Source organism: Bdellovibrio sp. 22V, assembly GCF_030169785.1.
Lineage (GTDB): Bacteria > Bdellovibrionota > Bdellovibrionia > Bdellovibrionales > Bdellovibrionaceae > Bdellovibrio.
Map to the genome: position 1 here is coordinate 2205121 of NZ_CP125854.1, position 23205 is coordinate 2228325.

A 23205-nucleotide genomic window follows, 5' to 3' on the forward strand; every position below is an offset into this window, starting at 1 on the left:
ACTATGGCATACACTCCGAAGAATCCTATTCGTATCGTTACTGCAGCGGCCCTCTTTGACGGGCACGATGCGAGTATCAATATCATGCGCCGTATCCTTCAGGATATGGGAGCTGAAGTTATTCACTTGGGCCACAACCGCTCTGTCAGCGACGTTGTGAAAGCTGTTTTGCAAGAAGGCGCTCAAGGCGTGTGCATCAGCTCGTACCAGGGCGGTCATATGGAGTACTTCAAGTACATGAAGGATCTCCTGGATGAAGCGGGCGCAGGTTACGTCAGGATTTTCGGTGGTGGCGGTGGTGTCATCGTTCACGAAGAAAAACGTGAGCTCGAAGCTTACGGAATTGCGCAAATCTTCCACCCCGACGACGGCCGTCGTTTAGGTTTGGAAGGAATGATCGAGATGATTGTTCGTGGTTGCGATTTCGACCTTCTAGAAAAACAAAAAGAATTTAAGACAAAAAAGAATATCTTCCAGGGCGACATCGTTCCTTCGGTGGAACTGGGTGTGGCTTTGACGGCGATTGAAAACGGCCATAAAGATGTTTCATTGAATTCATTTGGTCTGGAGTCTTTCAAAGCAAAGAATCCGCCGTTGGTTTTGGGTATAACGGGAACAGGGGGCGCAGGTAAGTCGTCTTTGATCGATGAACTTGTGCAACGTTACTTGAATGCGTACCCGACAAAATCCATCGCGGTCGTCTGCGTGGACCCTTCCAAACGCAAAACGGGCGGTTCATTGCTGGGTGACCGTATTCGTATGAACTCACTATCTCGAAACAGAGTTTACATGCGTTCCGTGGCTTCGCGCGGTTCCGGTCGTGAGATTGCATCGACGTTGCCGGATATTCTCAGCTTTGTTCGTCAGTTGGATTTTGATTTCATCATTGCAGAAACATCCGGTATCGGTCAGGGTAACATGGCCATCACGGAAGTTTCTGATATCTCTATGTACGTGATGACTTCTGACTTCGGGGCGCAGTCGCAACTTGAAAAAATCGACATGATCGATTTCGCCGATTTGATTGCCGTCAATAAAGCCGATCGCCGCGGAGCTTTGGATGCTCTTCGTGATGTGTCGAAACAGTACAAACGCTCGCGTAAAATCTTCGATGATAAAGTCGAAGTGCCGGTGTTCTTGACTCAGGCATCCCAGTTCAACGATGGCGGCGTCAATAAATTGTTCTTCAGAATTGCCGATGTTTTGGAAACAAAACAGCCCGGTCGCTGGACAGTCGATGCGGCTCACAAAGCCAACATCTTATCGGCGGAAGAGCACGGTATTATCCCGGCAGACCGTCAGAACTATCTGGCGGAGATCGTGCAAACGATTCATAAATATAAGAAGCGCACAGAGACTTTGGCTGAGCAGGCTTCAAAACTGGGCGGCCTTCATAAAGTCGCACCTCTTTTGGGAACGCCGCCAGAGCAAGTGAAAAAAGTTTCTGCGGAACTCGAAGCGGACTTCACTGCGGAAGAATTGGATTCGATTAAGAATTACGACAAGCTCGTTGAACGCTATTCGGGTGACGAATTGGTGTTCCAAGTGCGTGATAAAGAACTTCGTCAGTCATTAACGAAAGAGTCTTTGAGCGGCACAAAAATCCGTCGCGTCGTTGTTCCTAAAATGAAGGATTGGGGCGATAGATTCCGTTACTTGAAACTGGAAAACGTTCCAGGTGAATTCCCTTATACAGCGGGTGTGTTTCCCCTGAAGCGTGCCGATGAAGATCCAAAGCGTATGTTCGCAGGGGAGGGAACTCCTGAGCGTACCAACCGTCGTTTCCATTACCTCACAAAAGGCGAGACAGCGCATCGTCTGTCAACGGCCTTTGACTCCGTGACTTTGTACGGCCAAGACCCTGATCAGCGTCCAGATATCTTCGGTAAAGTCGGCGAGTCCGGCGTTAGCATTTGTACATTGAACGACATGAAAAAGCTCTATGCGGGCTTTGATTTGATCAATCCAAATACATCTGTGTCGATGACGATCAATGGTCCTGCGCCGATGATCCTCGCATTCTACTTCAACACGGCGATTGATCAACAAGTCGAGAAGAAAGAAAATGAACTGGGCCGCAAGCTCACAGAGCAAGAGTGGGCGGATCTTGCCGTTTGGACTTTGCAACAAGTACGCGGTACGGTTCAAGCTGACATCTTGAAAGAAGACCAAGGTCAAAATACCTGTATCTTCTCTATTAATTTTGCTTTGAAGATGATGGGTGATATTGCGGAATTCTTTGTGAAACAAAAGATCCGTAACTTCTATTCCGTCTCCATTTCCGGTTATCACATTGCCGAAGCGGGCGCGAATCCGATTTCACAATTGGCGTTCACGCTTTCAAATGGTTTCACATTCGTTGAATACTATTTGGCGCGCGGCTTGAAAGTCGACGACTTTGCTCCGAATCTTTCATTCTTCTTCTCGAACGGTCTGGACCCTGAGTATTCAGTGCTGGGTCGTGTGGCCCGTCGTATTTGGGCGGTGGCGATGCGCGATCTTTACAAAGCCAACGATCGCTCTCAGAAGTTGAAATATCATATTCAAACTTCGGGCCGCTCTTTGCATGCGCAAGAGATCGACTTTAACGATATTCGCACGACTTTGCAGGCTTTGATTGCGTTGTATGATAACTGCAACAGCTTGCACACGAATGCTTACGACGAAGCGATCACGACGCCGACGGAAGAATCTGTTCGTCGTGCTATGGCGATTCAGCTTATCATCAATCGCGAGTTCGGCATGACTATGAATGAAAACCCAATGCAGGGTTCTTATTTCATGGACGAACTTACAGATCTTGTTGAAGAAGCCGTCTTGAATGAATTTAAAAAGATCAACGAACGTGGTGGTGTTTTGGGGGCAATGGAAACTCAGTACCAACGCTCGAAAATTCAAGAAGAGTCTTTATACTATGAGCGCTTGAAACATGACGGCACATTGCCGATCATCGGTGTCAACACGTTCATTGATCCGAAGACAATGGCTGCGGATTATGTTCCACCTAAAATCGAGCTTGCTCGCGCTTCTTACGATGAGAAAAACCAGCAGCTTTCCAACGTTCAAAAATATCAGGTGGACCATAAGTCTCAAGCCGATATCGAACTGAAGAACCTCAAGGACACGGTCTTGAATGGCGGCAATATCTTCGCGGCTTTGATGTCTGCAGCAAGACATTGCAGCTTGTATCAAATGACTCAAGCTCTCTATGAAGTCGGCGGTCAATACCGGCGCAACCTCTAAAAGGTGCCAGGCCCTGATTCTGTGGACAGCGCAGTAGAGGGCCCCTGCTGCTGAATCTTTAAGAAACTGAAAAATCTTTAGACAGCCCTCTCGAAATGAATGTTTCAGAGAGGGCTTTTTTTATTCTTTTGCTCACCAGGAGTACAGTAAGAGCTGAACTGAACACTACCAGGAGGGTAGAATGAATAAAATCGGCAGAAAGATATCCATTGTGACTTTCGTAGCGCTGATCGCAGCTTGTACACAATCCGGGTCTTTGGATTCGGATTCAGGTACTTCCAGTGCAAGCTCTTTTGATCCTCAGAAAGAGTCGATGGTGAGTTTTAAGCTTACCGACGCTCCTCATGAAGATCTGAAATCAGTCTTTGTTAATATCGACCATATGGAAGTACTGGTTGCGGGCGCGAGCAAGGCCGGGCGTTTGATCCTCGCGAAAGACCTCGGCATGGTGGACTTATTAACCCTGCAAAACGGTGTGACTCTCCCGTTGCAAGACGTGGTGGCTCCGGCGGGTCTGCAAATTCAGCAGATTCGTTTGGTGTTAAAGTCTGAAGGGCATTACGCCATCAAGGGCGACGACTCTATGTGCGAGTTGAAAACTCCGAGTGCGCAAAAAACGGGAGTTAAAATCATTTTGACGAACAAAGTGCAGTTCGAGGCCGGCAACAAGTACAATATCGTTGTCGACTTTGATGCTAAAAAATCCGTTGTCGTACAGGGCAATGGGCGTTGTTTGTTGAAACCAGTTTTGAAACTGAAATCGGCGATGCGAATTCCAATTATCGTCGATCCGGTAGACCCCGTAGATCCTGTTGATCCAGAAAATCCAGGTGAAGGTGGTGGGGACGACGGCGGTGAGGTTGTCACAAATCCTGAAAATCCGGGCGGAGAAACCGGAGGCGAGACTGGTGGTGAAACCGGCGGCGAAACCGGTGGTGAAACTGGTGGCGAAGTGGTCACAAACCCTGGAACAGGTGGCGAGACGGGCGGAGAACCTGTTGAAGTCGTGACGAATCCAGAAACGGGTGAAGAGTTAGTGATAACTCAAGACCAAAATGATTCAAGTAACGACGGTTGGGATTACACTCCAGTGGTTGATGGTGAAGAGCCTATTGTATCTCCATCACAGCTTTACGAATTGATGTAAGGGATTTTTAAGGCACGTAACTAAAAAGGCTTCTCTTCGGAGAAGCCTTTTTTATTTGTCTTAATGCCGTTTCTGAACGAACTTGCGATAAAGGAAAAGCACCAACAAGGCGCCCAGTAGAGACGCAATGAAGCCCGCTTCTTCGCCGACTTCGTAAAAACCAAGCCAACTGCCGACATAAGTTCCGACAAAAGCTCCGATGATCCCCAATAAGGTCGTGACAATGAAACCTCCAACATCCTTGCCTGGCATAATCAGTTTGGCAAGAGCGCCAACTATGAAGCCGATAATAAGAGTCCCTAGCAGTCCCACGTGCTCTCCTTCGAAAATAGATTTATTTTATTAAACGCAGAGATGTTGGGAGTGCCAAAGACTCTTCCAAGCTTTCGACAACAGTCACAAAACTCATCGGCAATTGCTGTGGTGGCACAGAAATAGGGCCTGGCACCTATTTCAGTTTTTCAATGATTTTTTCTGCGATACGAATGCCATCGCATGCCGCTGAGGTAATACCGCCCGCGTATCCGGCACCTTCACCTGCGGGGTAAAGACCTGCGTGCGAGACACTTTCCAAGGACTCATTGTCACGAGTCACACGCACAGGACAGCTTGTGCGGGATTCCACACCGTAAACTTGAGCGTCTTCGGTTAAGAAGCCTTTCATGTTTCTTTGGAAGTTTTCAAACCCTTCACGTAAACGATCGCGCATGTGTTTTGGCAGAAGTTCGTCAAGACGGACATTGATCGCTCCCGACGGAGAGGAGCCTGCACGCAAAGCTCGGGGACCGGTCTTGGAGTTTGTTCCATAGAGGAAATCCATTAAGTTTTGCGCAGGCAGTTCGCGAGTCCCGCCGGCATCAAGAACGGATTTATAGGCGCGCGTTTCAAGATCACGGCGCATTTTCATGCCGCCGAAAACGTCTTGGCCGAAGTTTTTGTCATGATCAATACTCACGACGATGGCGGCATTGGCAAAAGGCGAATTCCGTTTGTAATTACTCATGCCGTTACAAACGATACCATCGGCTTCGGTGCCGGAGGAAAGAACGTATCCTCCGGGGCACATACAAAAAGAATAAACGCCGATACCCGTTTTGTCGTTGTGATGAGCCAGCTTGTAGTTCGCGGCGCCAAGCTTAGGGTGTTCAGAGAACTGACGATATTGGATTTTGTTAATAGACGCTTGCGAGTGCTCCACACGCAGACCCATCGCAAAAGATTTTCCGTCTAAGTGCACGCCGATGTCGCGTAAATGATTGATCATGTCCTCTGCCGAATGACCCGTCGCTAAAATCACATGCGGAGATTTAAACTCCGTCCCGTGTTCAGTACGGACGCCGACAACTTGTTTGCCTTCAAGAAGAATTTCTGTGACTTGCGTATTAAAGTGAATTTCGCAGCCGTTGGCGCGCAAGAATTCGCGGAGTTTTGGAATCACACGGCGAATACGGTCCGAGCCTACGTGCGGATTTGAAAGCCATTGAATCTCTTCAGGTGCTCCGAACTTCACAAGACGGTTCATCACGTAGGGAATATGGGGTGATTTAATACGCGTGATCAATTTACCATCGGAATAAAGACCTGCACCACCTTCACCAAAGCACACGTTGTTGCGCGGATCGAGTTTGCCATAACGCCAGTATTGATTGATCCCTTTGATGCGCTCGCCACTGTCAGAGCCACGCTCAAAAAGAACACACGGCACGCCTCTTTCAACAAAACGAAGCGCCGCGAACAGACCCGCAGGACCCGTACCGACGATCAGAGGTTTTTCATTGGGGGTCGGAATCTTTTCAAGATCAAACTGCGGGATCTCCAGTGTTTCGCCTTTTTCAGCAACCTCAATAGAGTATACAAAATGGGGGGAGTGCGAACGGCGTGCATCCACGCTTTGGCGGAGAATACGGTAAGGACCGTGCTCTGGCATCAACCATTGCAATTTTTCTTCTAAATCTGAATCAACAGGGATTTCGACGTTCTGGAATATTTTCGACATGGAGACCTCGGGCTCTTGTTAGGGGCCAATAAACTCAATATAGCAAAGTCCAACCCGCGTGACAAAGGGGGCGAGGGTCGGTATATATATTCTATATGTCAGCAATCACTCGTCTTCTTCCAAAACGTCGCCTCAGCCGCTGGGTGGGGTATTTCATGCACTGGCAAGGACCTTCTATCTGGGCTAAAGCGTCCATTAAGGCCTTTGCGTGGTTTTATAACATCAATCTGGAGGAAGCTGAGAAACCTTACACGGCTTATCCTTCTATCGGGGAGTTCTTTGTTCGTCGCCTCAAATCAGGGATTCGTCCTGTGGCTTCGGCCTGGGCGGTTCATCCCGCTGACAGCCGTATCACGCAGTCTTCGCCGATTGATAACGGGACGTTGATTCAAGCTAAAGGTATTACTTATCACCTTAATGAGTTCACTCAAGATCCTGAATGCCAGAAAAAATGGGGCGGGGGTCTGTTCCTGACTTATTATCTTTGCCCGACCGACTACCACCGCGTGCATTCTCCTGTTGATGGTGTGATCACAAATGTTCGTTATATGCCTGGCGAATTGTGGCCCGTGAATGAATGGAGCACGACAAATGTTCCTGATCTTTTCACGGTGAATGAGCGTGTGCTTGTTGAAATTGAAACAGATATGGGACCCGTGGGCGTTGTCTTTGTAGGGGCTACAAACGTCGGTCACATCGTTTTAAGTTTCGATGACACTATCAAAGGAAATCAAAAAGGCCCGCATATTTTCCAACACAAAACCTACTCACCGGAAATTCCGGTGCACAAGGGTTCTGAGCTGGGAATGTTCCGCATGGGCTCGACAGTTGTGATGTTGTATCCTCCGGCTTTTCGCCAGAAGTTTGAAAAACAGCTTCACTTGGGCCCGGCCGTCAAAGTCAACGCCGCTCTCGTCTAAGTAAAGGTACCAGGTGCCTTTTTCCCATTATCTGCAAACATTAAAATTGCGACAAGGTCGTGAGGAGGTATCAAGAACCTCCTCATCAGTAAGCACGCGGCCTAGATTTTTTAAGTGATAGCGAAGGGTCTTATCCAGAATATTTCTGCGATAAGCGAAAAAATAGTTTTTGCTCGTGGGCTCTGTGCGCACATCCCAGAAAATCTTTCCTTTGTCGCCCACCCAGTTGTACATCAGTTCAGGGTCCCAGAATTTAAGCACAAAATGTTTTTCCGCAGGCGAGGCCCAAGCGCGATCCCGTCCGCGTAGATAGCCCAAAACGCCAATGCGCGGAGACTGCGAGCGAGTGCGCATAAGTTCCAAAGGCACGCGCAGTTCCCGGCGCCAAGCGCGGTCCACACTTTCAGGAAATAAATCGAGAATCTGCAGGAAGCTTACAGCAAAAGCCGAACATCCGGCACCCTCGCCCTCGTGCGGAAGTGAACGAAGCCCCCCGTAAATTTGATCCAGGCCGAGATCTTCATAGAGTTTCAGATATCTTTGCGCTCGGGCGCACTGCTCATCATTCAACTGCAACTCTAGGCTTCGCACATAGCCTTTCTTTTTGAGGTAGGGGAGCCACGCCAGAATTTCTTCATTGCGATAAAATCGCCCTGGCACATTGATGATGAAAGTATCTAGGGCTTGGCCTTTGCCGAAAAAATCCCAAAGATAAGAGGCATTGGATTTGTAAGAAGTCATGCCTCGATAAATCGAAGGTTCATTCCCGCATTGCAGACGGATATTCACGTGTGAGATAGGATGCGGATAATTCTTTCCCGCGACCTTCATTCGCATATTACGCAGACTGCTGCGCACAAGATGGCCGGGCGTGCGCCAATTCAAAGGCTTTGGAGCACGATAAAAAATCAGCTCGAGTTCCGAAGCTTGAGCTGTTAGTGAAAAGAAAACGAAGCACACCAGAATCAGCGTTTTCATAATCTCCGCCAGAAAAATGGGAAAAAGGTCCCTGGTACCTTTTTCCGATTATGGCGGGATTAGCAGGGGCGCGCGAGAGGGGTGCGCAAATGACATAGTCTCTTAGGCAGGATATGTGCACTCAGTGAGCGGCGTTTCCGCGATCGTCACCTTTGTGAGCATAGGAAGCACCTGCAAAGCGCGGTCATAAAGCCATTTTGCAAGAAGCTCCGACGTCGGGTTTTCCAAACCTTCGACTTCGTTTAAAACGCGATGATCGATTTTTTCAAGAAGAGGTTTCATTTTAGCTTGAATGTCATTGTAGTCGATGACCCAGCCAATTTTGGGGTCTAAATCGCCCACCAAAGTCAGAATGATCTTAAAGCTATGCCCATGCATGCGTGAACAAGGGTGAGACAGGGGCAGATGCGGCAAGAAACGGGCGGATTCAATTTGAAAATGCTGCTTCAGTTCGAATTTCATGTTAATGATATAACCACTTTGAGGTGAATATGTCCACGACCACATTGCATTTGGCCAAACAGAACTTTAAATTCTCGGCCGCTCACTTTTTGATTTTTGACGAAAATCATGCCGAGCGCTTGCATGGACATAACTATCAAGTGCGCGTGGACTTAAAAACACCGGCGGAAGCGGATCTTCACGCCGAAGGTTACTTTATTGACTTCAACGTTTTTAAGAAATTTATCAAAGCGCGTTTGGATCAATGGGACGAGATCACTCTGCTGCCTGAAAAACATCCTGATATGAAATTTAAAAAAACGGCGAAGTCTCTTGAGGTGACGTTCCGAGATCGTTTCTACGTTTTTCCTTTGAACGAAGTTCTTTTGCTGCCAGTGAGTAATACGAGTGTGGAAAATCTTTCGCATCTTTTGGCGGAGGAGTTCTATGCGGAGTTTAAAAAATACGGCGTGCAAAAAGTACGTGTTTACGTTGAAGAAACCCGCGGGCAGGGCGCTTCAACGACAGTGCCTTCTTAAGGTTTCAATTTTCCAGTAGCGACTTCGGAAGCGGTGAGTTCGCGGACCACGCGGTAACGCCAGAAACAAATGCGACCGCCGGCTTCGAGTTTTTGCAGCAAACGCTCTTCCGTCAGATCGGGGCTTCCATCGCAATCAATATGCGCGAAGTCCGCAAAAGCATCGACACGATTCACAGACCAAGAATAAGGGGATTTGTCGCGGGACAAAAAGGCTCGGTTGTAGCCGCCGCTTCCAAGCTCAATACCTGCGACGATGATTTTCTCCAAAGCAGGATTGCGAATCTGTTCGCGAGCAATCTCGATCATCTGTGTATCCGAAATAGCGACAACAAAAGCCTCTTCGGGGCGAGGGTCCTTGGTGGATACCAGGAAGTATTTGTTTTGTACTGCGGGTGCAAGCTCCACGGGTTTTAAAGCCATCGCGGGGCTTGGCTTTTCCGTGCCGAAAGAGTCATAAAATAAAAGTGAGTGAAACCTTTCTGGACCTGCGATTTCGATACGCGAAACATCCGTCTTGAAAGACCACTTCAAAGTTTCTGTATCATAATAGTTAGTAAGTGATACGGTCTTTTCGTCGACGACCAAGCCGTACCGATTGAAGGCTTTCAGGTGCACCGTTTGCGACTTCAAGAAAAGGTTTAACACATAGATCTTCACAGCTTGAACACCAGACGGGAGAGCGTGAGACTGCGCTGGCGAAGTCACATCACTTAAAGGAGTGCTTCCACCTTCATCGCAAGATGCTGTGATTTGCAGGCTGTTTTTGCTCCAGGCTTTGAGTGAAAAAGCCATCTTTGCCGGTAAAAACTCGGTCCCACGAATTTTGATTGTCGATTTAGGATCGAGGTCGTGATGAAGTTCTTGGATTTCCGAACCAAAACGCACTTGGGTCCAGAGTCTTTGCGCCTCACTGGTTTTATTTTTCACAAACACAGTGAGAGCACTGGGTTCGCAAAACGCGGGAGCATAAACCACATCCGAAGCTGCCGAAGGAGTCGTCGAGAGGAAAACCATGCTGCTGATCAAAGTCTTAATACGAAAATCCATACAGACTTCAGATCGGTCTTGCCGAGGTAAACTTAACCAAAGGTCTTAAAAACCAGACTTTCGGTCGGCTTTTTCTCCACGCGCCGAGAGGGAAAATTAACCCTTATTGAGGTTTGTTCTCAGTAGGTTTTCAGTTGCCTTCAAGGGGGCTAAAGAGCTTCCATTTGTGAGGCCAAGCCTTTAACTAAAAGGCTCCAGAGGAAAGACATGAATTTACTCGATACAGCATTAAAGCCGGGCCAGACCGTGGAAATCGTTGGCTTCACAGGAGATGATATCTTCCGTGAACGACTCCATGAAATGGGACTTCGTGTGGGAACAACGTTAACTATCTTGGGAAGAGCCCCGTTTGGCGGCCCTCTTTTAGTTCGTTTCAATACAAGTTTTCTGGCATTGCGAAATGAGGAAGCGGCATGCGCGCGAGTGAAACAGAATCAGTAGTACAAAGTAAAGCCATTGCGCTTGTGGGCGCTCCTAACTCCGGTAAAACGACGCTTTATAACTGGCTGACGGGCTCACGTTTTAAAACCGTGAACTATCCAGGTGCGACCGTAGAGTTTTCTTTGGGTAAACTTGCTTCCCATCTCAATCCGCAGAATCACGACGTCCAAGTTATGGATACGCCGGGAACATACAGCTTGCATCCCAAGAGTGCCGATGAATGGGTGACGTTGCGTTCGCTTTATGAAAATCCAAAATTGGATCAAGTCGACGGCGTTATTCTTGTTGTCGACGGCACGCAAATTTCACGTCACTTGCAACTTGTTATGCAATTGCGTGAAACGGGTTTCCCGATGATCGTAGTCATCACCATGGCCGATCTTCTTCGCAAAGAAGGCATTGAGATCGACATGGAATATTTACGCAAAACACTGGGTTGCCCGGTGTTGCAATTCGACGGACTCCTTGCAGGCGGCCTTAAAGAGATCGTCACTGAGGCCGAAAAACTGTCTTTAACCAAGACCCCTTCACGTCCTGTTCCTTGGTCTTTCGAAATTCAAGAAACAAAATTAAAACAGTGTGAGCAAATCGCGCAAACCGCTTTGACCCATAAAACCGATCACGCTCAAGAGCGTCTTAATCGCATTGTGGCGACAACCGAAAAATTAGACCGTGTGCTTTTACATCCCGTCTTTGGATTTTTCTTTTTCGTTTTGATCATGGGTGGACTGTTTTCGTGCGTTTATTGGCTGGCGACGCCATTCATGGATTTGATCGACGGGTGGTTTACGTCTTTCGCGGACCAGGTTGTTTCCTGGGCGCCAGGAGCGCTATGGACGGATTTCTTGGCAAACGGAATTGTGACAAGCTTTGCCGCGTTTTTGGTTTTTGTGCCGCAGATTTTTATTCTCTTCATTGGCATCGGAATTTTGGAAAGCACGGGGTATCTGGCTCGTGCGGCGACATTGATTGATCGTCCGTTTTCAGCCTTGGGCATGAGTGGGCGTTCGTTCGTTCCGCTTTTGTCTGGATTTGCCTGTGCGGTTCCAGCCATTATCGCGACAAGAAATATTCCTTCAACGAAGGATCGTCTGATCACGGCCTTTGTTATTCCGCTGATGAGCTGTTCAGCGCGTTTGCCGGTTTACGCTCTTTTCATCGCGTTCTTGTTTCACGGTGATGCCGCATGGAAGGCGGGGCTCGCTTTGGCGGCCCTTTACATCGGTTCGATGTTTATCGGTGCTCTCGCGGCCGGAGTCGTCAGCAAGTTCATTCCTAAGAGTGAACCGTCACTCTTTATGATGGAGCTTCCGATTTATCGCCGTCCCAAATTGCGCGTTTTGCTTCGTCAATCTTTGACTCGCACTTTGTCTTACGTGAAAAGAGCCGGTCCGGTGATTTTCGTTTTCGCGGTTGTGATTTGGGCGGGGTCCACGTTCCCCCATTATCAATTGGAAGATGCGCACCAAAAGTTGGAGGAAAGTTACGTCGGTCAATTAGGAAAAGTGATTGAACCGGTCGTGGCTCCTATGGGTGTCGACTGGCGTGTGGGTGTTGGGCTGATCTCTGCATTTGCAGCGCGTGAGGTGTTTGTTTCATCCTTGGCTTTGACTTTCAATATTACAGATACGGATGAAGATACCCAGCAAGCCGCGCTTCTCACGCAAATGGGAACGGCTGTAAACTCATCGGGAGAGAAAATCTTTACCGTCAGCTCCGTGATCGGGCTGATGTTGTTCTTCCTGATTGCTCTTCAGTGTATGTCGACAGTGGGTGTGCAGATTCGTGAAAGCGGCTCTTGGAAGTTCGCGGTGACTCAACTGGTGGTCTTTAACTTGTTTGCCTATGTCTTAGTAGTGGCCCTGGTGCAGGGCCTTCGATGGGTCGGCGTTTCTTAAGAACTACGTCTTATACAAATCGGTATAAGACGTCAGAACCTTATTCCAGCTATGATTCTCAAGCGCCCACGACTGGGCGTCTTTTCCTTGAGAGGCAATAGACTCTTTGTTTTTTAGATAATAGCGAATGGCCTCTGCAATAGACGAAGAAGAGCGAGGTTCAACCAGGTAACCGCGCTGATTTTTTTCACCCACTTGTTCCGTGGTGCCCCCGGCATTGGTTCCGATAACGGGTTTTGCCATCAGCATGGCATCAATAACACTTAAAGAATAAGTTTCGTTATGCGAAGCCAGTGCAAAGATATCAAGCGCATCCAAGAAGGGAACATAATCCTTTTGGAAAGGAATATGCACCAGACCGTTGTAAGTGGGTGTAGTGCTTTGCTGCTTCATCCATTCAATAAGCGCCAAGGACTCGGGCAGATAAATCGCTTTTCCCTGAGCATCTTTATCGATGATTGTCGGGTCACCAACGATCCACAGCTGGATTTTGCTGCGCTCTTCGGAAGAAAGCTGTTCCAGAGCCATAACAAGCTCACGCACGCCTTTTCCCGGATCAATGCGGCAGAGTGTACCGATAACGATTTTATCTGAAGGAACATTGTAAGACGCCCGAATTCTTTCGCGGGCTTCCAGAGAATTCTTGAAAGTCTCGTCGTTGCGGCCATAGCGCACCAGATGCACTCGCTCCGGTGCAATGGGAAAATTCTTTTTAACGTCGGCAATCACGGATTCTGAAGAACTGCAAAGCGCATGCACTTTGGAGAAGAGCCAGCGATGCACAAAGTCCTGCTTTGGAATCGCATTCATGTAGAGATTGTAAATATGCTTGATGTTGCGCAGGTTCCAAATCGCTAAAGCACAAGCCCACATGTCTTTACGCGTGTGCGAGTGCAGGTGAGTCAGTCTTTCCGTGCGAATCAGTCTGCGAACAAGACGGGCGTGTTGAAATTTCGAAAGCTTGCGTTTGATCTCAACTGTTTGTACGCCGCTTTTGTGCAGTTCTTCGGAAATGCGCGAATTCGCAAAACACAGAACTTGTTGCTGCAGACCGGTGCCTTGAAGTTTTTGAATGAGCTCTACCGTGTAGATCTCAAGTCCACCCCAGGAATAAGACAATGCACTATGAAGAACTTTAATAGGTTTACTCATTGTTTCGCGAAAAAATTATGCACACTTTGCAAGACGTAATCGGCATTTTCAATACCTAAATCCGCGAACATCGGAAGACGTAACAAACGATTCGCGCCGTCGTCAGTGTGTTGCAGTGATCCCGGCACTTTTCCGTATTTCACTCCGGCCGGAGCCGAATGCAAAGGCACGTAGTGAGTCGTGGATTGAATGCCGAGTTCTTTTAAATGCGCCCAAAGCTTTTGGCGCATCTCTGGCGTTTTCAGGAGCATATAATAAATATGCGCATTGGCTTTTGCCTCTGCCGGTACGGTCATTCTTTGCAGTACACCTCGAGTCTCAAGATCCGCGAGACCCTGGTGATAACGGTTCCAGATTGCGAGGCGCTTATTGGTGATCTCTGGGCCTTCCTCCAATTGTGAAAGAAGAAACGCCGCCGCTAACTCCGAAAGCAAATAGGAGGACCCTTTATCTTGCCACGTGTATTTGTCGACTTGACCGTTAAGGAATTGCTGACGATTGGTACCCTTGTCGCGCACGATTTCCGCGCGTGCGATAAGACGGGGATCGTTGATAGTTAAAGCGCCACCTTCACCGCAAACGATGTTCTTCGTTTCGTGAAAACTAAACGCGGCCATATGACCCCAAGCTCCCAAAGCTTTCCCTTTGTACGAAGCGAAAATCCCTTGGGCCGCATCTTCAACAACCCAAATACCGTGCTTGTTTGCAAGATCCATGATCTTGTCCATCTCACAACCCACACCGGCATAGTGAACAGGCATGATAACTTTCGTGCGGGACGTGATGGCCTTTTCAATTTCCACGACGTCGATATTCATTGTGCGCGGATCGACATCGACAAAGATAGGAGTTGCTCCGTAAAGAGCGATCACATTTGCCGTCGAGGTGAAAGTAAAAGAAGGCAAGATCACTTCATCGCCAGGTCCGATGTCGGCAAGAACCATCGCCATTTCCAATGCAGAAGTGCATGACGGTGTGATCACTGTCATCAACGTCGGAAGATTTTTATTAAACCACTCCACGCATTTTTTGTTGAAGCCACCTTCGCCACTTAGTTTTTTAGAAGAAATGGCCTGCGAGATGTACTTCTCTTCGTTGGAACTTTTCGGAGGTAAATTAAAAGGAATTTTCATGCCCCCGCATAGTAGCGTATGGTTCTAAGGGGGGCAAATGGATTAAAAGCCGTCGGTAGTTCCTACTTTGCCTCGGCCGTCTTCATCTTCATCAAATGGGATTACAGAAGACGCGCTGCTGCTGTGTGCCTTTTTTACAGCAGGGTGGCTCGCGGCAGGCTTAGCCGTTTTCTTCGCTTGGAAAGGAACGACTTTCTGAGAAAGTTCAGGTTTTTTCTTCGTTTCGCCGGCTTCAGGGGAGCTTTCAGAACTGCCTAAGACTGTGGAATTAAGGACATTGACGAGGTTCTTCATTTGTAAAGCTTGGGCATTGATTTCTTCCGCCGAGGCCGCAATTTCTTCTGAGGACGCAGCATTCGCCTGCGCGCCTTGATCCAATTGATTCATTGCTTTGTTGATTTGCTGAAGGCCTGTTGTTTGTTCTGAGCTAGCCGCTGCGATTTCATTGTTTAAGTCTGACACTTTTTTCACGGAGCTCACGATCTTGAAAAGAACCTCTCCGGATTTATCGGCGATCTCAGAGCCTTTTCCTACTTTATCCACGCTGTCTTTAATGAGTCCGTTGATATCTTTAGCTGCCACGGCAGAGCGCTGCGCAAGAGCGCGAACGGCTTCGGCCACCACAGCAAATCCCTTTCCATGTTCGCCGGCGCGCGCGGCCTCGACAGAAGCGTTCAAAGCCAAAAGATTGGTCTGGAAGGCGATATCATCAATCACGCTGATAATCTCTTCAATCTTCTTAGACGACTTGGAAATTTCATGCATAGACGAAATAAGATGTTGGATCTCTGTTTGTCCTTGCTCTGCCGATTCTTTCGATGACTGGGACAAAGCCGCTGCTTGCTTGGCATTGTCTGAATTCATTTTTACCATCGAGGACATCTCCTCAAGAGACGCTACGGTTTCTTCCAAAGAAGCCGCAGACTCTGTTGAAGAATGCGAAAGTGTTTGTCCTGCGGAAGTCAATTGTACGATAGCTGCGGAAACCTGATGGCCCGCATCTGTTAAATTAGAGGCAATGGAGCTTACAGATTTAGAAACGCGGTAAGCAATAAACATCAAGATAGCGAAGATCGCCAACGAACAGAATGCAGCAATAATAATAAGCAACTGAGTTTCGAAACGGCGATGTTGTTTTTGGAGTTCATCACCTTCACGAGAAAGCTTTTGATAATAAGCCATCGTGTCGGTGGTGGCTTTTTGAACTTCCAGCGCGAGAATGTGCCACTCGCCGCCGTTCATCGCGGTCATGACTCTTTGATTCGCTTCCGGTGTGTTCTCCTTAAGGGCGGCAATCATGCTTTCAGTGAGTTTGTGAAATTCCGCCTTATGAGCTTTGGTCTTTTCGTAGATTTTGTCTGTTTCAGGAGTGCTAGGGGACTTTTCATAGATCTCTTGCGCGACCTTAAAATCCTCCCAAGCATCTTCGGCTTTCGCGATAAAGTTGTTACGTCCTTTTTCGTTATCCGTGAGTGCTAATGCCGCCCACATGAAATAACCGACGCGCGCTCTTTGCATACCGATCTGCCCCAATGAGTCCATGTTTGGAATGACATTCGTATAGGCATTTTCCAACATACCACCAATGGTATTCATCGAACGCACAGAAATTCCGGTAAGAATGGCAAACGCCGCCAGAGGAATAACGGCAGAAAACAAAAGTTTTCCGCGAAGACCACGAAACCAAGACAAGGAAGATGACATTATGACTCCTTTTACGATCCAGAAGTGAAACCAAGAGGTAATGGTCTAATCGTCGTATATATTGCGGATCTTTAATTAAATGATGTGATGCTCCATCTTATGGATATTTGTTTGAGTTTGTCCGCATCATGTTGATACGATTTTTTCTGCGTCTAGACTCAAGGAGGGGGAAGTCATGACAAAAACGACATTAAGTCGTGCGTTGGCGGGCGTTGCATTGGTTGCGACGTTAGGTTTTACGCACAATACGGCATCAGAAAAGACACTTTGCGCAGGGTTCCTACCAGAGAATGATATGAAAATCCCAGTCGGGCTTTTCACTGTGGGCGGGATCACTGAACAACAATTCAACGACGTTTTGGACCGTCTCGAAAGAATTTATAAGGCAGACGTAGAAAGAGCTGGCGATACATTGCGTATCAACCGCTTGTGGAATGATCCTACAGTGAATGCTTCTGCTCAAAGATCAGGCAACACGCAAGTTTTGAACATGTACGGTGGTTTGGCTCGTCACCAGGCGACAAACATCGAAGGTTTTGCTTTGGTAGCTTGTCATGAGTTCGGTCACCACAATGGTGGTGCTCCAAAAATCAACAGCTGGTGGGGCGGAGCTTGGGCTACAAACGAAGGTGGTTCGGACTATTTCGCAACATTGAAATGTCTTCGCCGTTTCTTTGCTGAAGACGACAACGCTGCAATCTTGAAAGATCTTGATTTGGACCCAGTTGCTGTGGCGGGTTGTGAAGCGCAGTTTTCTGATGAAAAAGATCGTTTGATCTGCTTGCGTACTTCTTTGGCGGGCCAATCTGTTGCAAATCTTTTCCAATCTTTGCGTAAAGAAACAACAGCACCTAACTTCGGTACTCCAGATAAGAGACAAGTTTCTCGCACCAACGATCAACATCCAGAGACTCAATGCCGTTTGGATACTTACTTCGCGGGCATGCTCTGCGTAGCTAAAGAATCTGAAGCTGTCAGCAACTCTGATTACAAAGCGGGTTCTTGCTACACACCGCGCGACGCTGTGGGCGCTCGTCCTCGTTGCTGGTTTGCTCCTCCAAAGTAATTTTCGGGAGATAAATTAAAATCTGCTAAAAGCCGGAGAAAAACCTCCGGCTTTTTCTTTTTCGAAGCCGTATGTTTTTCCTCATTCGAGACGAGGATGATTTATCCTCGTGGAAAAGCCCTGTTACTCTTGAGGGATGTCTAAGAAGAAAATTCTTCCTCTTGTCATTCTCGTCGTGCTGCTGCTTGCGGCTTATCTTGTAAAGGTCTTTCTTTTTCGCAACGATTTTTCTTACGCGGGGACCGTTGAAGTCACGAAAGTGGATATTCCTGCGCGGGTGACTTCTGTCATTAATGAGTTTCCTGTGAAAGAGGGACAGGTCGTGGCCAAGGGGCAAGACCTGGTGAAGCTTGCCTGTGAAGACATCCGTCTGGCTTATGACCTTTTAAAGAAAAATTATTCGCGCTCGTCTCGCTTGATGAATGCAGGCGGTATTCCGCGAGAAGCTTACGATCGCGTGCAAAATCAAAAAGCCGAAGCCGAATTGCGTGTCAGCTGGTGTGATATCAAAGCACCGCTGAAGGGCACGATTCTGACGACGTATTTCGAACCGGGGGAGATGGTCAATCCAGGATCTAAGCTCTTGACGATGGGCGATCTGGAAGAGGTCTACGCGTATTTTTATCTCCCGCACGACGAAATCGCGCCGCTGAAGTTGAGGCAAAAGGTGCAGGCGACTTTGCCGGAAATGGACGACAAGACTTTTGAGGGTGTGATTTCTTATATCAATCCTGAAGCGGAGTTTACGCCGAAGAACGTGCAAACACGCGATGAGCGCACGCGCTTGGTTTACGCGGTGAAAGTGTATTTTCAAAATCCCGAAGGTGTTCTGAAGCCCGGTATGACTCTCGAGTGGAAAGGGGAGTAAGGTGGGAATCTCCCTCCGAGCTGAAAACGTCTTTAAAAAACTCAGACAGACGCAAGCTCTGAAGGGACTCTCTATGAGTTTTGCCGCTCATAAAATCCATGGCATTATCGGACCCGAAGGTGCGGGTAAAACCACGTTCTTGCGGCATCTCATGGGACTTCTTAAGCCGGATGAAGGCAAGATTGTTTTTACAGACGACGGTCAAACCCTGAATTTTGTCGATATCCGCGAATCCGTGGCCTACATGCCGCAAACCCAAAGCCTCTATCCTGAATTGAGTATTCATGAGCATCTCGAGTTTTTTCGAACGCTCTATAAACTTCCCGATAGCGAGTATATGGAGCGCAGAAAAAAACTTTTGGAAATGGCGCGCTTAGAATCCTTTGTTGACCGTCTGGCATCGCAACTTTCCGGAGGCATGTATAAAAAACTCGGACTGACCTGCGCTTTGCTCTCTTCACCGCGTGTTTTGCTTTTAGATGAGCCGACGAATGGTGTCGATCCCTTGAGTCGCCGCGATTTTTGGGAACTTCTTTACGAGCTTCGCGGTCATGAAGACATCACGATTCTGGTAACGACGTCGTACATGGATGAAGCGCTTAAGTGCGAAGAAGTGCATCTTCTGTTTGATGGAAAAATGCTTTTAGAGGGACCTCCGCAAGACATTCTTCAAGAAAGAAAAAGTAAAAACTTCGATCAGGTATTTCTGCAATATGACTCTTCTTTGGAGTCGGTATGAAGGTCGTCGACGTGCAAGAGTTGTCTGTCAAGTTTGGCGACTATTATGCTGTGAACAACATCACGTTTTCAGTTGAACAGGGCTCTATCTTTGGTTTCTTAGGAGCTAACGGAGCCGGCAAGACCACGACGATTCGTGTGCTGTGCGGACTCCTTGTGCCCACGCACGGAAAAACCTGGGTTTGCGGATTAGATGTCCAAAAAGATTCTTTCGAGGTGAAAAGACGGGTGGGCTATATGTCGCAGAAGTTCACTCTGTATGACGATATGAGTGTGCGCGAGAATCTGGGATTTGCGTCCTCCTTGCGTAAGTTGGACGAAAGAAAATTTAAAGAACAAAAAAACAAACTTCTTGAGTTCATCCGTTTTCGCGGCAATGAAAACTCTTTGGTGCGCGATCTGCCAGGAGGAGTGAAGCAGCAAGTAAGTTTGGTCGCCGCGGTTTTGCATGATCCCGAATTGATTTTTCTCGATGAACCTACGGCCGGCGTGAGTCCCGCTTATCGTCAGCGCTTTTGGGCGCTCATTAAAGAATTAGCCGGGGAGGGGAAAACAGTCTTCGTGACGACTCATTACATGGACGAAGCCGAGATGTGCGAACAAATTGCTTTAATGCGCTCGGGGGAGTTGATCGCTTTGGATTCTCCGCGAGGTTTAAAACAGGCGAGCTTTCCTGATAAAGATCCGCATGACGTGTCCCTGGAAGATGTCTTTATCCATCAAGTGGAGGGCACATGATAAGGGGACGCTCGATAATTGCCATCGCCAAGAAAGAAGTTTTTCATATCGTACGCGATCCTTTCACTTTGGCGCTGGCGTTGGGAATGCCGGTGATTATGGTGCTCTTTTTCGGTTTCGCTATCGAATTCAATATGGAGCGGATCAAACTCGCTGTTTACATGGGGGATAAAACACAAAACTCATGGGAGCTTGAAAGAAGTTTTTCCAGTTCCGGTTATTTCATTTCAAAACCCGTCTGGAGTCCCGCGCATGCCATTCAATCTTTGGATGAAGGCGAGGCCCACGCGGCTCTTATCATTCCGCCGACATTCAGTCGGGACCTTCGCCCGTTTGCGGAAAACTCAGTGCAAATACTTATAGACGGTTCTGACAACTCTTCGGCCGGATCTATCGTGGGATATTTAGGAGGAATTCAGAGGAAGATCAACGAAAACAACTTCGGTGTTTTTACTCCGCCGGTCGATATTAAAACCCGTTTTCTTTTTAATCCCGAATTGAACAGTCGCTGGTTTGTGGTGCCGGGGCTTGCTGCGGCGATCATCGCCATTTTATCGATTCTACTGACAGCCTTGACTGTCGCCCGGGAGTGGGAAAATGGCTCGATGGAGCTTTTGCTGGCGACACCGGTTCGTCCGATTGAAATTATTCTGGGTAAACTTCTACCTTATTCCATCATGGGCGTGGTCGCGGTTTTATTTGTTTTTTTGATGTCGCAACTGGTGTTTGAGGTGCCCTTTCGCGGGAATTTTTTCGTGTACATGGTTTCTTGTCTAATTTTCCTGAGCACTTATTTAGCGCAAGGGCTGTTGATTTCAGTTGTCACTCGCAAGCAACAGCTCAGCATGCAACTCGCGATGCTTTCGGGTTTGCTGCCGACAATTCTTCTTTCAGGATTTATTTTCCCTATCGAACACATGCCGAAGTTTTTTTATTACGCGACGATGATTCTTCCCGCACGGTGGTTTATTAAAATCAGTCGGGAGTTGTTCTTACAAGGATCTTTATTTTCGCAGATCCTCCCAACATTTTTGATCCAATGCGGGCTTTTTATTTTGATGATCTTTTTGGCGACAAAGAAATTTAAAAAGGACGTCGAGCCATGAAAACTCTTTTGGGCTTTATCCGCAAAGAATTTTTGCAGACTCTGCGCGATCCGCGCATGCGATTTCTTTTGTTTGTCGCACCTTGCGTGCAATTGACGATCTTTGGCACGGCTCTTTCAACCGAAGCTAAAAATATTCGTCTGAGTGTCTTTGGCGCGGTCAGCGATCAGCCTTTGCAGGAGCTTCATCGTAAAGCACTGGCATCCGGCTGGTTTATTCCGGCGAAGGTATCGGTGGCAGATCCATTTGAGCAAATTCAAAAAGGGGAGGCCGACGCCGTTTTGGTGGCACCAGAAGAGGGCTTTGATAAAAGCCTCGGACGAAAAGAGGGACACGTGCAATTACTTATTAACGCCACGAATGTCACCCGCGCACAAAGTATAGAAAGATATTTTCAAAACATCGTGCGAATCCTTTATCCGCAAAAAGCCCCGATCGAGTTTGACGTTCGGGTGCTTTACAATCCCGCTTTGCGCACGTCTTTGTTTTTGGTGCCGGGTGTGATGAGTCTTCTTGTGTGTTTGATCACAATTCTTCTCACAGGCATGTCGATTGCGAAAGAAAAAGAACTCGGCACCTTTGAAACTTTGATCGCAGCACCCGTCACGCCTGAAGAGGTGATTCTTGGTAAGACCATTCCTTTTGTTCTTCTGGGGATGAGCAATATTCCTTTGATCGTCGGTGTGGCGATGGTCTTATTTGGAATGCCCTTGCGAGGCAGTCTGTGGATGCTTCTTATTGCGTCCTTTGTCTTTGTTTGCTGCACAGTCGGTATTGGTCTTTTTATCTCAACGGTCGCGAAGAATCAGCAGCAGTCGATGATGGGAGGTTTTCTTTATCTTTTTCCCTCGGTTCTGCTTTCCGGGTTGGTTTTTCCCGTTGAGAATATGCCGTGGGCGCTGCGGATTTTTTCTTACCTCAATCCCTTGACGTACTTCATCGAACTCTTGCGCAACATAATGCTTAAAGGCGGCGACCTGCGCCTCATCGCGGTGAACGTCCTCATTCTTGCCGCGATGGCGACGTTGGCGATAACAGCAAGCTGGCGCAGATTTAAGACGACTTTGACTTGAGGGGTGGATTTTTGAATTGCGATGGATCTTAGGGTGGAGAACAAATAAAAAAACCGCCAGAAGGGGCGGTTTTTAATGAGCTTTGCTATATTTGCAAAGTGAAAATTTGGAGCGGGAGACGGGGCTCAAACCCGCGACCTTCGCCTTGGCAAGGCGACGCTCTATCAACTGAGCTACTCCCGCGCTCTCAAAGAGAAACCAAAATTACAGTTGCCAGTCCTTATTGTCAACGGGTAAAAATCAAAAAAATGAAGACAATATTGTACGGACGCATCAAAAAATGGATGATTTTCGCTCTTATAGGCTGTGCTGCCTATTTCGTGGGCTATGTTTGGGGCGCTCGTAAGCAAAATCCCCCTCCGCAGACGCCTCCTCCGGCTCTTATGAATTCTAAATAATTAGCAACATGACTCTGCCTCCATCTCAAACCATAAAGGTTCTCAAAAAAAGGGGAGTCTATGAGATGGCATTGGTTTTTTACGATTTTCTTTTTGTCTGTGGGGCTTCCGGCTTCGGGGCATGTTTTTAAAAACGTGCAGGGCAACTATCAAATCCTCAGTTGCGAAAACCTGAGCCCCAATCCTTCGTTTCAAGAACGCCTCTGTGACTTCAAAACGATGACCGTCTTACCGAACTCTTTTGGAACCGCTCTGTATTTCGCAAAGTGTGTGGAAGGCTATTACAACGTCCGCTCTTTCGGGCTTCCTGAGAACACCGAGGACTGGCAAAAATCCCGCTACGTCGAGCAAGGCAGCGGCTTCGCCTCTTTTATCCGCGAGGGCTACAAATACTACGAGACATTTATCCTCCGTCGCACACACGAAGATAAATTCATCCTCACTCTACAAACCCGCTCCGAATATAAAAACCCTCATTACGACGCCTTCGAGATCACTCTGAAAAAAACCTCCAACAAACCCGACCCCATGCCAATCACCGGAGGCCCAGGGCCTGATACGTGTGAGGAGTAACAGT

Annotated in this window: 22 protein-coding genes and 1 tRNA gene; 14 read left to right on the forward strand and 9 right to left on the reverse strand. The window is 47.8% G+C overall.

Going from position 1 to position 23205, the window contains the following annotated elements; all coding sequences use genetic code 11:
• The first annotated feature begins 3 nt into the window (after nt 1-3).
• Complete coding sequence (icmF, locus tag QJS83_RS10635; RefSeq protein WP_284604677.1) at nt 4-3243, forward strand: fused isobutyryl-CoA mutase/GTPase IcmF; 3240 nt, start codon at nt 4-6, stop codon at nt 3241-3243.
• A 181-nt stretch (nt 3244-3424) separates the two neighbouring features.
• The gene (locus QJS83_RS10640; protein WP_284604679.1) at nt 3425-4390 is read left to right on the forward strand and encodes a DUF4382 domain-containing protein; all 966 of its coding nucleotides are present in this window, start codon (nt 3425-3427) and stop codon (nt 4388-4390) included.
• Between the two features lie 60 nt (nt 4391-4450).
• Here QJS83_RS10640 and QJS83_RS10645 read toward each other — a convergent pair whose 3' ends face one another.
• Together QJS83_RS10645 and QJS83_RS10650 are read right to left on the reverse strand one after the other, a co-directional pair.
• Nucleotides 4451-4702 (reverse strand): GlsB/YeaQ/YmgE family stress response membrane protein, encoded by a 252-nt coding sequence (locus tag QJS83_RS10645; protein WP_284604681.1) that lies wholly within the window; start codon nt 4700-4702, stop codon nt 4451-4453.
• A gap of 136 nt (nt 4703-4838) precedes the next feature.
• Nucleotides 4839-6386: an NAD(P)/FAD-dependent oxidoreductase gene (locus QJS83_RS10650; protein ID WP_284604682.1), complete on the reverse strand. Its 1548-nt coding sequence runs from the start codon at nt 6384-6386 to the stop codon at nt 4839-4841.
• A gap of 95 nt (nt 6387-6481) precedes the next feature.
• Between QJS83_RS10650 and asd the strand changes: the two genes are divergently transcribed.
• Complete coding sequence (gene asd, locus QJS83_RS10655; protein ID WP_284604685.1) at nt 6482-7306, forward strand: archaetidylserine decarboxylase; 825 nt, start codon at nt 6482-6484, stop codon at nt 7304-7306.
• A gap of 27 nt (nt 7307-7333) precedes the next feature.
• On the opposite strand, the gene QJS83_RS10660 is transcribed toward asd, so the two are convergent.
• Nucleotides 7334-8284, reverse strand: coding sequence for a hypothetical protein (locus tag QJS83_RS10660; RefSeq protein WP_284604687.1), 951 nt, complete (start codon nt 8282-8284; stop codon nt 7334-7336).
• 102 nt (nt 8285-8386) lie between these two features.
• A complete protein-coding gene (locus tag QJS83_RS10665; protein ID WP_284604688.1) occupies nt 8387-8746 on the reverse strand; it encodes a 6-pyruvoyl trahydropterin synthase family protein in 360 nt (119 codons plus the stop codon).
• A gap of 29 nt (nt 8747-8775) precedes the next feature.
• Between QJS83_RS10665 and QJS83_RS10670 the strand changes: the two genes are divergently transcribed.
• On the forward strand, nt 8776-9264 hold the full coding sequence (locus QJS83_RS10670; RefSeq protein ID WP_284604690.1) for a 6-pyruvoyl trahydropterin synthase family protein: 489 nt from the start codon (nt 8776-8778) through the stop codon (nt 9262-9264).
• Here the strand turns inward: QJS83_RS10670 and QJS83_RS10675 are convergent.
• Complete coding sequence (locus QJS83_RS10675) at nt 9261-10313, reverse strand: BP74-related protein (RefSeq protein ID WP_284604692.1); 1053 nt, start codon at nt 10311-10313, stop codon at nt 9261-9263. The two genes, QJS83_RS10670 and QJS83_RS10675, sit on opposite strands and share 4 nt — an antisense overlap.
• A 207-nt stretch (nt 10314-10520) precedes the next feature.
• On the opposite strand from QJS83_RS10675, the gene QJS83_RS10680 reads away from it, so the two are divergent.
• A complete protein-coding gene (locus QJS83_RS10680) occupies nt 10521-10754 on the forward strand; it encodes a FeoA family protein (RefSeq protein ID WP_284604694.1) in 234 nt (77 codons plus the stop codon).
• Entirely contained in the window at nt 10727-12652 is a 1926-nt protein-coding gene (gene feoB / locus QJS83_RS10685) for a ferrous iron transporter B (RefSeq protein WP_284604695.1), read from the forward strand. The genes QJS83_RS10680 and feoB overlap by 28 nt, the downstream gene beginning before the upstream one ends.
• 3 nt (nt 12653-12655) lie before the next feature.
• Here feoB and QJS83_RS10690 read toward each other — a convergent pair whose 3' ends face one another.
• From QJS83_RS10690 to QJS83_RS10700, 3 genes are read right to left on the reverse strand one after another with little or no spacing between them, the layout of a single operon-like run.
• Entirely contained in the window at nt 12656-13804 is a 1149-nt protein-coding gene (locus tag QJS83_RS10690) for a glycosyltransferase family 4 protein (protein WP_284604696.1), read from the reverse strand.
• Nucleotides 13801-14937 (reverse strand): dTDP-4-amino-4,6-dideoxygalactose transaminase, encoded by a 1137-nt coding sequence (rffA, locus tag QJS83_RS10695; RefSeq protein ID WP_284604699.1) that lies wholly within the window; start codon nt 14935-14937, stop codon nt 13801-13803. Before rffA ends, QJS83_RS10690 begins: the two co-directional genes overlap by 4 nt.
• A gap of 42 nt (nt 14938-14979) precedes the next feature.
• A complete protein-coding gene (locus QJS83_RS10700; RefSeq protein ID WP_284604702.1) occupies nt 14980-16641 on the reverse strand; it encodes a HAMP domain-containing methyl-accepting chemotaxis protein in 1662 nt (553 codons plus the stop codon).
• Nucleotides 16642-16816: 175 nt separating this feature from the next.
• Here QJS83_RS10700 and QJS83_RS10705 point away from each other — a divergent pair, with 175 nt between their 5' ends.
• The 6 genes from QJS83_RS10705 to QJS83_RS10730 all read left to right on the forward strand — a co-directional run bounded on the left by QJS83_RS10705 (nt 16817) and on the right by QJS83_RS10730 (nt 22230).
• Nucleotides 16817-17707 carry a hypothetical protein gene (locus QJS83_RS10705; RefSeq protein ID WP_284604704.1) on the forward strand — a complete coding sequence of 297 codons (891 nt, stop codon included), beginning with the start codon at nt 16817-16819 and terminating at the stop codon, nt 17705-17707.
• A gap of 136 nt (nt 17708-17843) precedes the next feature.
• Complete coding sequence (locus QJS83_RS10710; RefSeq protein WP_284604705.1) at nt 17844-18575, forward strand: efflux RND transporter periplasmic adaptor subunit; 732 nt, start codon at nt 17844-17846, stop codon at nt 18573-18575.
• Nucleotide 18576: 1 nt separating this feature from the next.
• Entirely contained in the window at nt 18577-19314 is a 738-nt protein-coding gene (locus QJS83_RS10715) for an ABC transporter ATP-binding protein (RefSeq protein WP_284604706.1), read from the forward strand.
• Complete coding sequence (locus tag QJS83_RS10720; protein WP_284604707.1) at nt 19311-20051, forward strand: ABC transporter ATP-binding protein; 741 nt, start codon at nt 19311-19313, stop codon at nt 20049-20051. Before QJS83_RS10715 ends, QJS83_RS10720 begins: the two co-directional genes overlap by 4 nt.
• Nucleotides 20048-21157, forward strand: a complete 1110-nt coding sequence (locus QJS83_RS10725) for an ABC transporter permease (protein ID WP_284604709.1) — start codon at nt 20048-20050, stop codon at nt 21155-21157. Before QJS83_RS10720 ends, QJS83_RS10725 begins: the two co-directional genes overlap by 4 nt.
• Complete coding sequence (locus QJS83_RS10730) at nt 21154-22230, forward strand: ABC transporter permease (protein ID WP_284604710.1); 1077 nt, start codon at nt 21154-21156, stop codon at nt 22228-22230. The genes QJS83_RS10725 and QJS83_RS10730 overlap by 4 nt, the downstream gene beginning before the upstream one ends.
• Before the next feature lie 107 nt (nt 22231-22337).
• Here QJS83_RS10730 and QJS83_RS10735 read toward each other — a convergent pair.
• A tRNA-Gly gene (locus tag QJS83_RS10735) sits at nt 22338-22413 on the reverse strand.
• Between the two features lie 65 nt (nt 22414-22478).
• Here QJS83_RS10735 and QJS83_RS10740 point away from each other — a divergent pair.
• Nucleotides 22479-22628, forward strand: coding sequence for a hypothetical protein (locus QJS83_RS10740; RefSeq protein ID WP_284604711.1), 150 nt, complete (start codon nt 22479-22481; stop codon nt 22626-22628).
• Nucleotides 22629-22688: 60 nt separating this feature from the next.
• Nucleotides 22689-23201 (forward strand): hypothetical protein, encoded by a 513-nt coding sequence (locus QJS83_RS10745; RefSeq protein ID WP_284604713.1) that lies wholly within the window; start codon nt 22689-22691, stop codon nt 23199-23201.
• Nucleotides 23202-23205: the final 4 nt, after the last annotated feature.

Bases quoted from the DNA above. Each gene is read 5' to 3' on its own strand.
- QJS83_RS10690 (WP_284604696.1), bottom strand. From the start codon at position 13,804: ATGAGTAAACCTATTAAAGTTCTTCATAGTGCATTGTCTTATTCCTGG.
- QJS83_RS10700 (WP_284604702.1), bottom strand. From the start codon at position 16,641: ATGTCATCTTCCTTGTCTTGGTTTCGTGGTCTTCGCGGAAAACTTTTG.
- QJS83_RS10650 (WP_284604682.1), bottom strand. From the start codon at position 6,386: ATGTCGAAAATATTCCAGAACGTCGAAATCCCTGTTGATTCAGATTTA.
- QJS83_RS10675 (WP_284604692.1), bottom strand. From the start codon at position 10,313: ATGGATTTTCGTATTAAGACTTTGATCAGCAGCATGGTTTTCCTCTCG.
- QJS83_RS10730 (WP_284604710.1), top strand. From the start codon at position 21,154: ATGAAAACTCTTTTGGGCTTTATCCGCAAAGAATTTTTGCAGACTCTG.
- QJS83_RS10710 (WP_284604705.1), top strand. From the start codon at position 17,844: ATGTCTAAGAAGAAAATTCTTCCTCTTGTCATTCTCGTCGTGCTGCTG.
- QJS83_RS10720 (WP_284604707.1), top strand. From the start codon at position 19,311: ATGAAGGTCGTCGACGTGCAAGAGTTGTCTGTCAAGTTTGGCGACTAT.
- icmF (WP_284604677.1), top strand. From the start codon at position 4: ATGGCATACACTCCGAAGAATCCTATTCGTATCGTTACTGCAGCGGCC.
- QJS83_RS10725 (WP_284604709.1), top strand. From the start codon at position 20,048: ATGATAAGGGGACGCTCGATAATTGCCATCGCCAAGAAAGAAGTTTTT.
- QJS83_RS10665 (WP_284604688.1), bottom strand. From the start codon at position 8,746: ATGAAATTCGAACTGAAGCAGCATTTTCAAATTGAATCCGCCCGTTTC.
- QJS83_RS10745 (WP_284604713.1), top strand. From the start codon at position 22,689: ATGAGATGGCATTGGTTTTTTACGATTTTCTTTTTGTCTGTGGGGCTT.
- feoB (WP_284604695.1), top strand. From the start codon at position 10,727: ATGCGCGCGAGTGAAACAGAATCAGTAGTACAAAGTAAAGCCATTGCG.
- QJS83_RS10670 (WP_284604690.1), top strand. From the start codon at position 8,776: ATGTCCACGACCACATTGCATTTGGCCAAACAGAACTTTAAATTCTCG.
- QJS83_RS10660 (WP_284604687.1), bottom strand. From the start codon at position 8,284: ATGAAAACGCTGATTCTGGTGTGCTTCGTTTTCTTTTCACTAACAGCT.
- rffA (WP_284604699.1), bottom strand. From the start codon at position 14,937: ATGAAAATTCCTTTTAATTTACCTCCGAAAAGTTCCAACGAAGAGAAG.
- QJS83_RS10680 (WP_284604694.1), top strand. From the start codon at position 10,521: ATGAATTTACTCGATACAGCATTAAAGCCGGGCCAGACCGTGGAAATC.
- QJS83_RS10740 (WP_284604711.1), top strand. From the start codon at position 22,479: ATGAAGACAATATTGTACGGACGCATCAAAAAATGGATGATTTTCGCT.
- QJS83_RS10640 (WP_284604679.1), top strand. From the start codon at position 3,425: ATGAATAAAATCGGCAGAAAGATATCCATTGTGACTTTCGTAGCGCTG.
- asd (WP_284604685.1), top strand. From the start codon at position 6,482: ATGTCAGCAATCACTCGTCTTCTTCCAAAACGTCGCCTCAGCCGCTGG.
- QJS83_RS10705 (WP_284604704.1), top strand. From the start codon at position 16,817: ATGACAAAAACGACATTAAGTCGTGCGTTGGCGGGCGTTGCATTGGTT.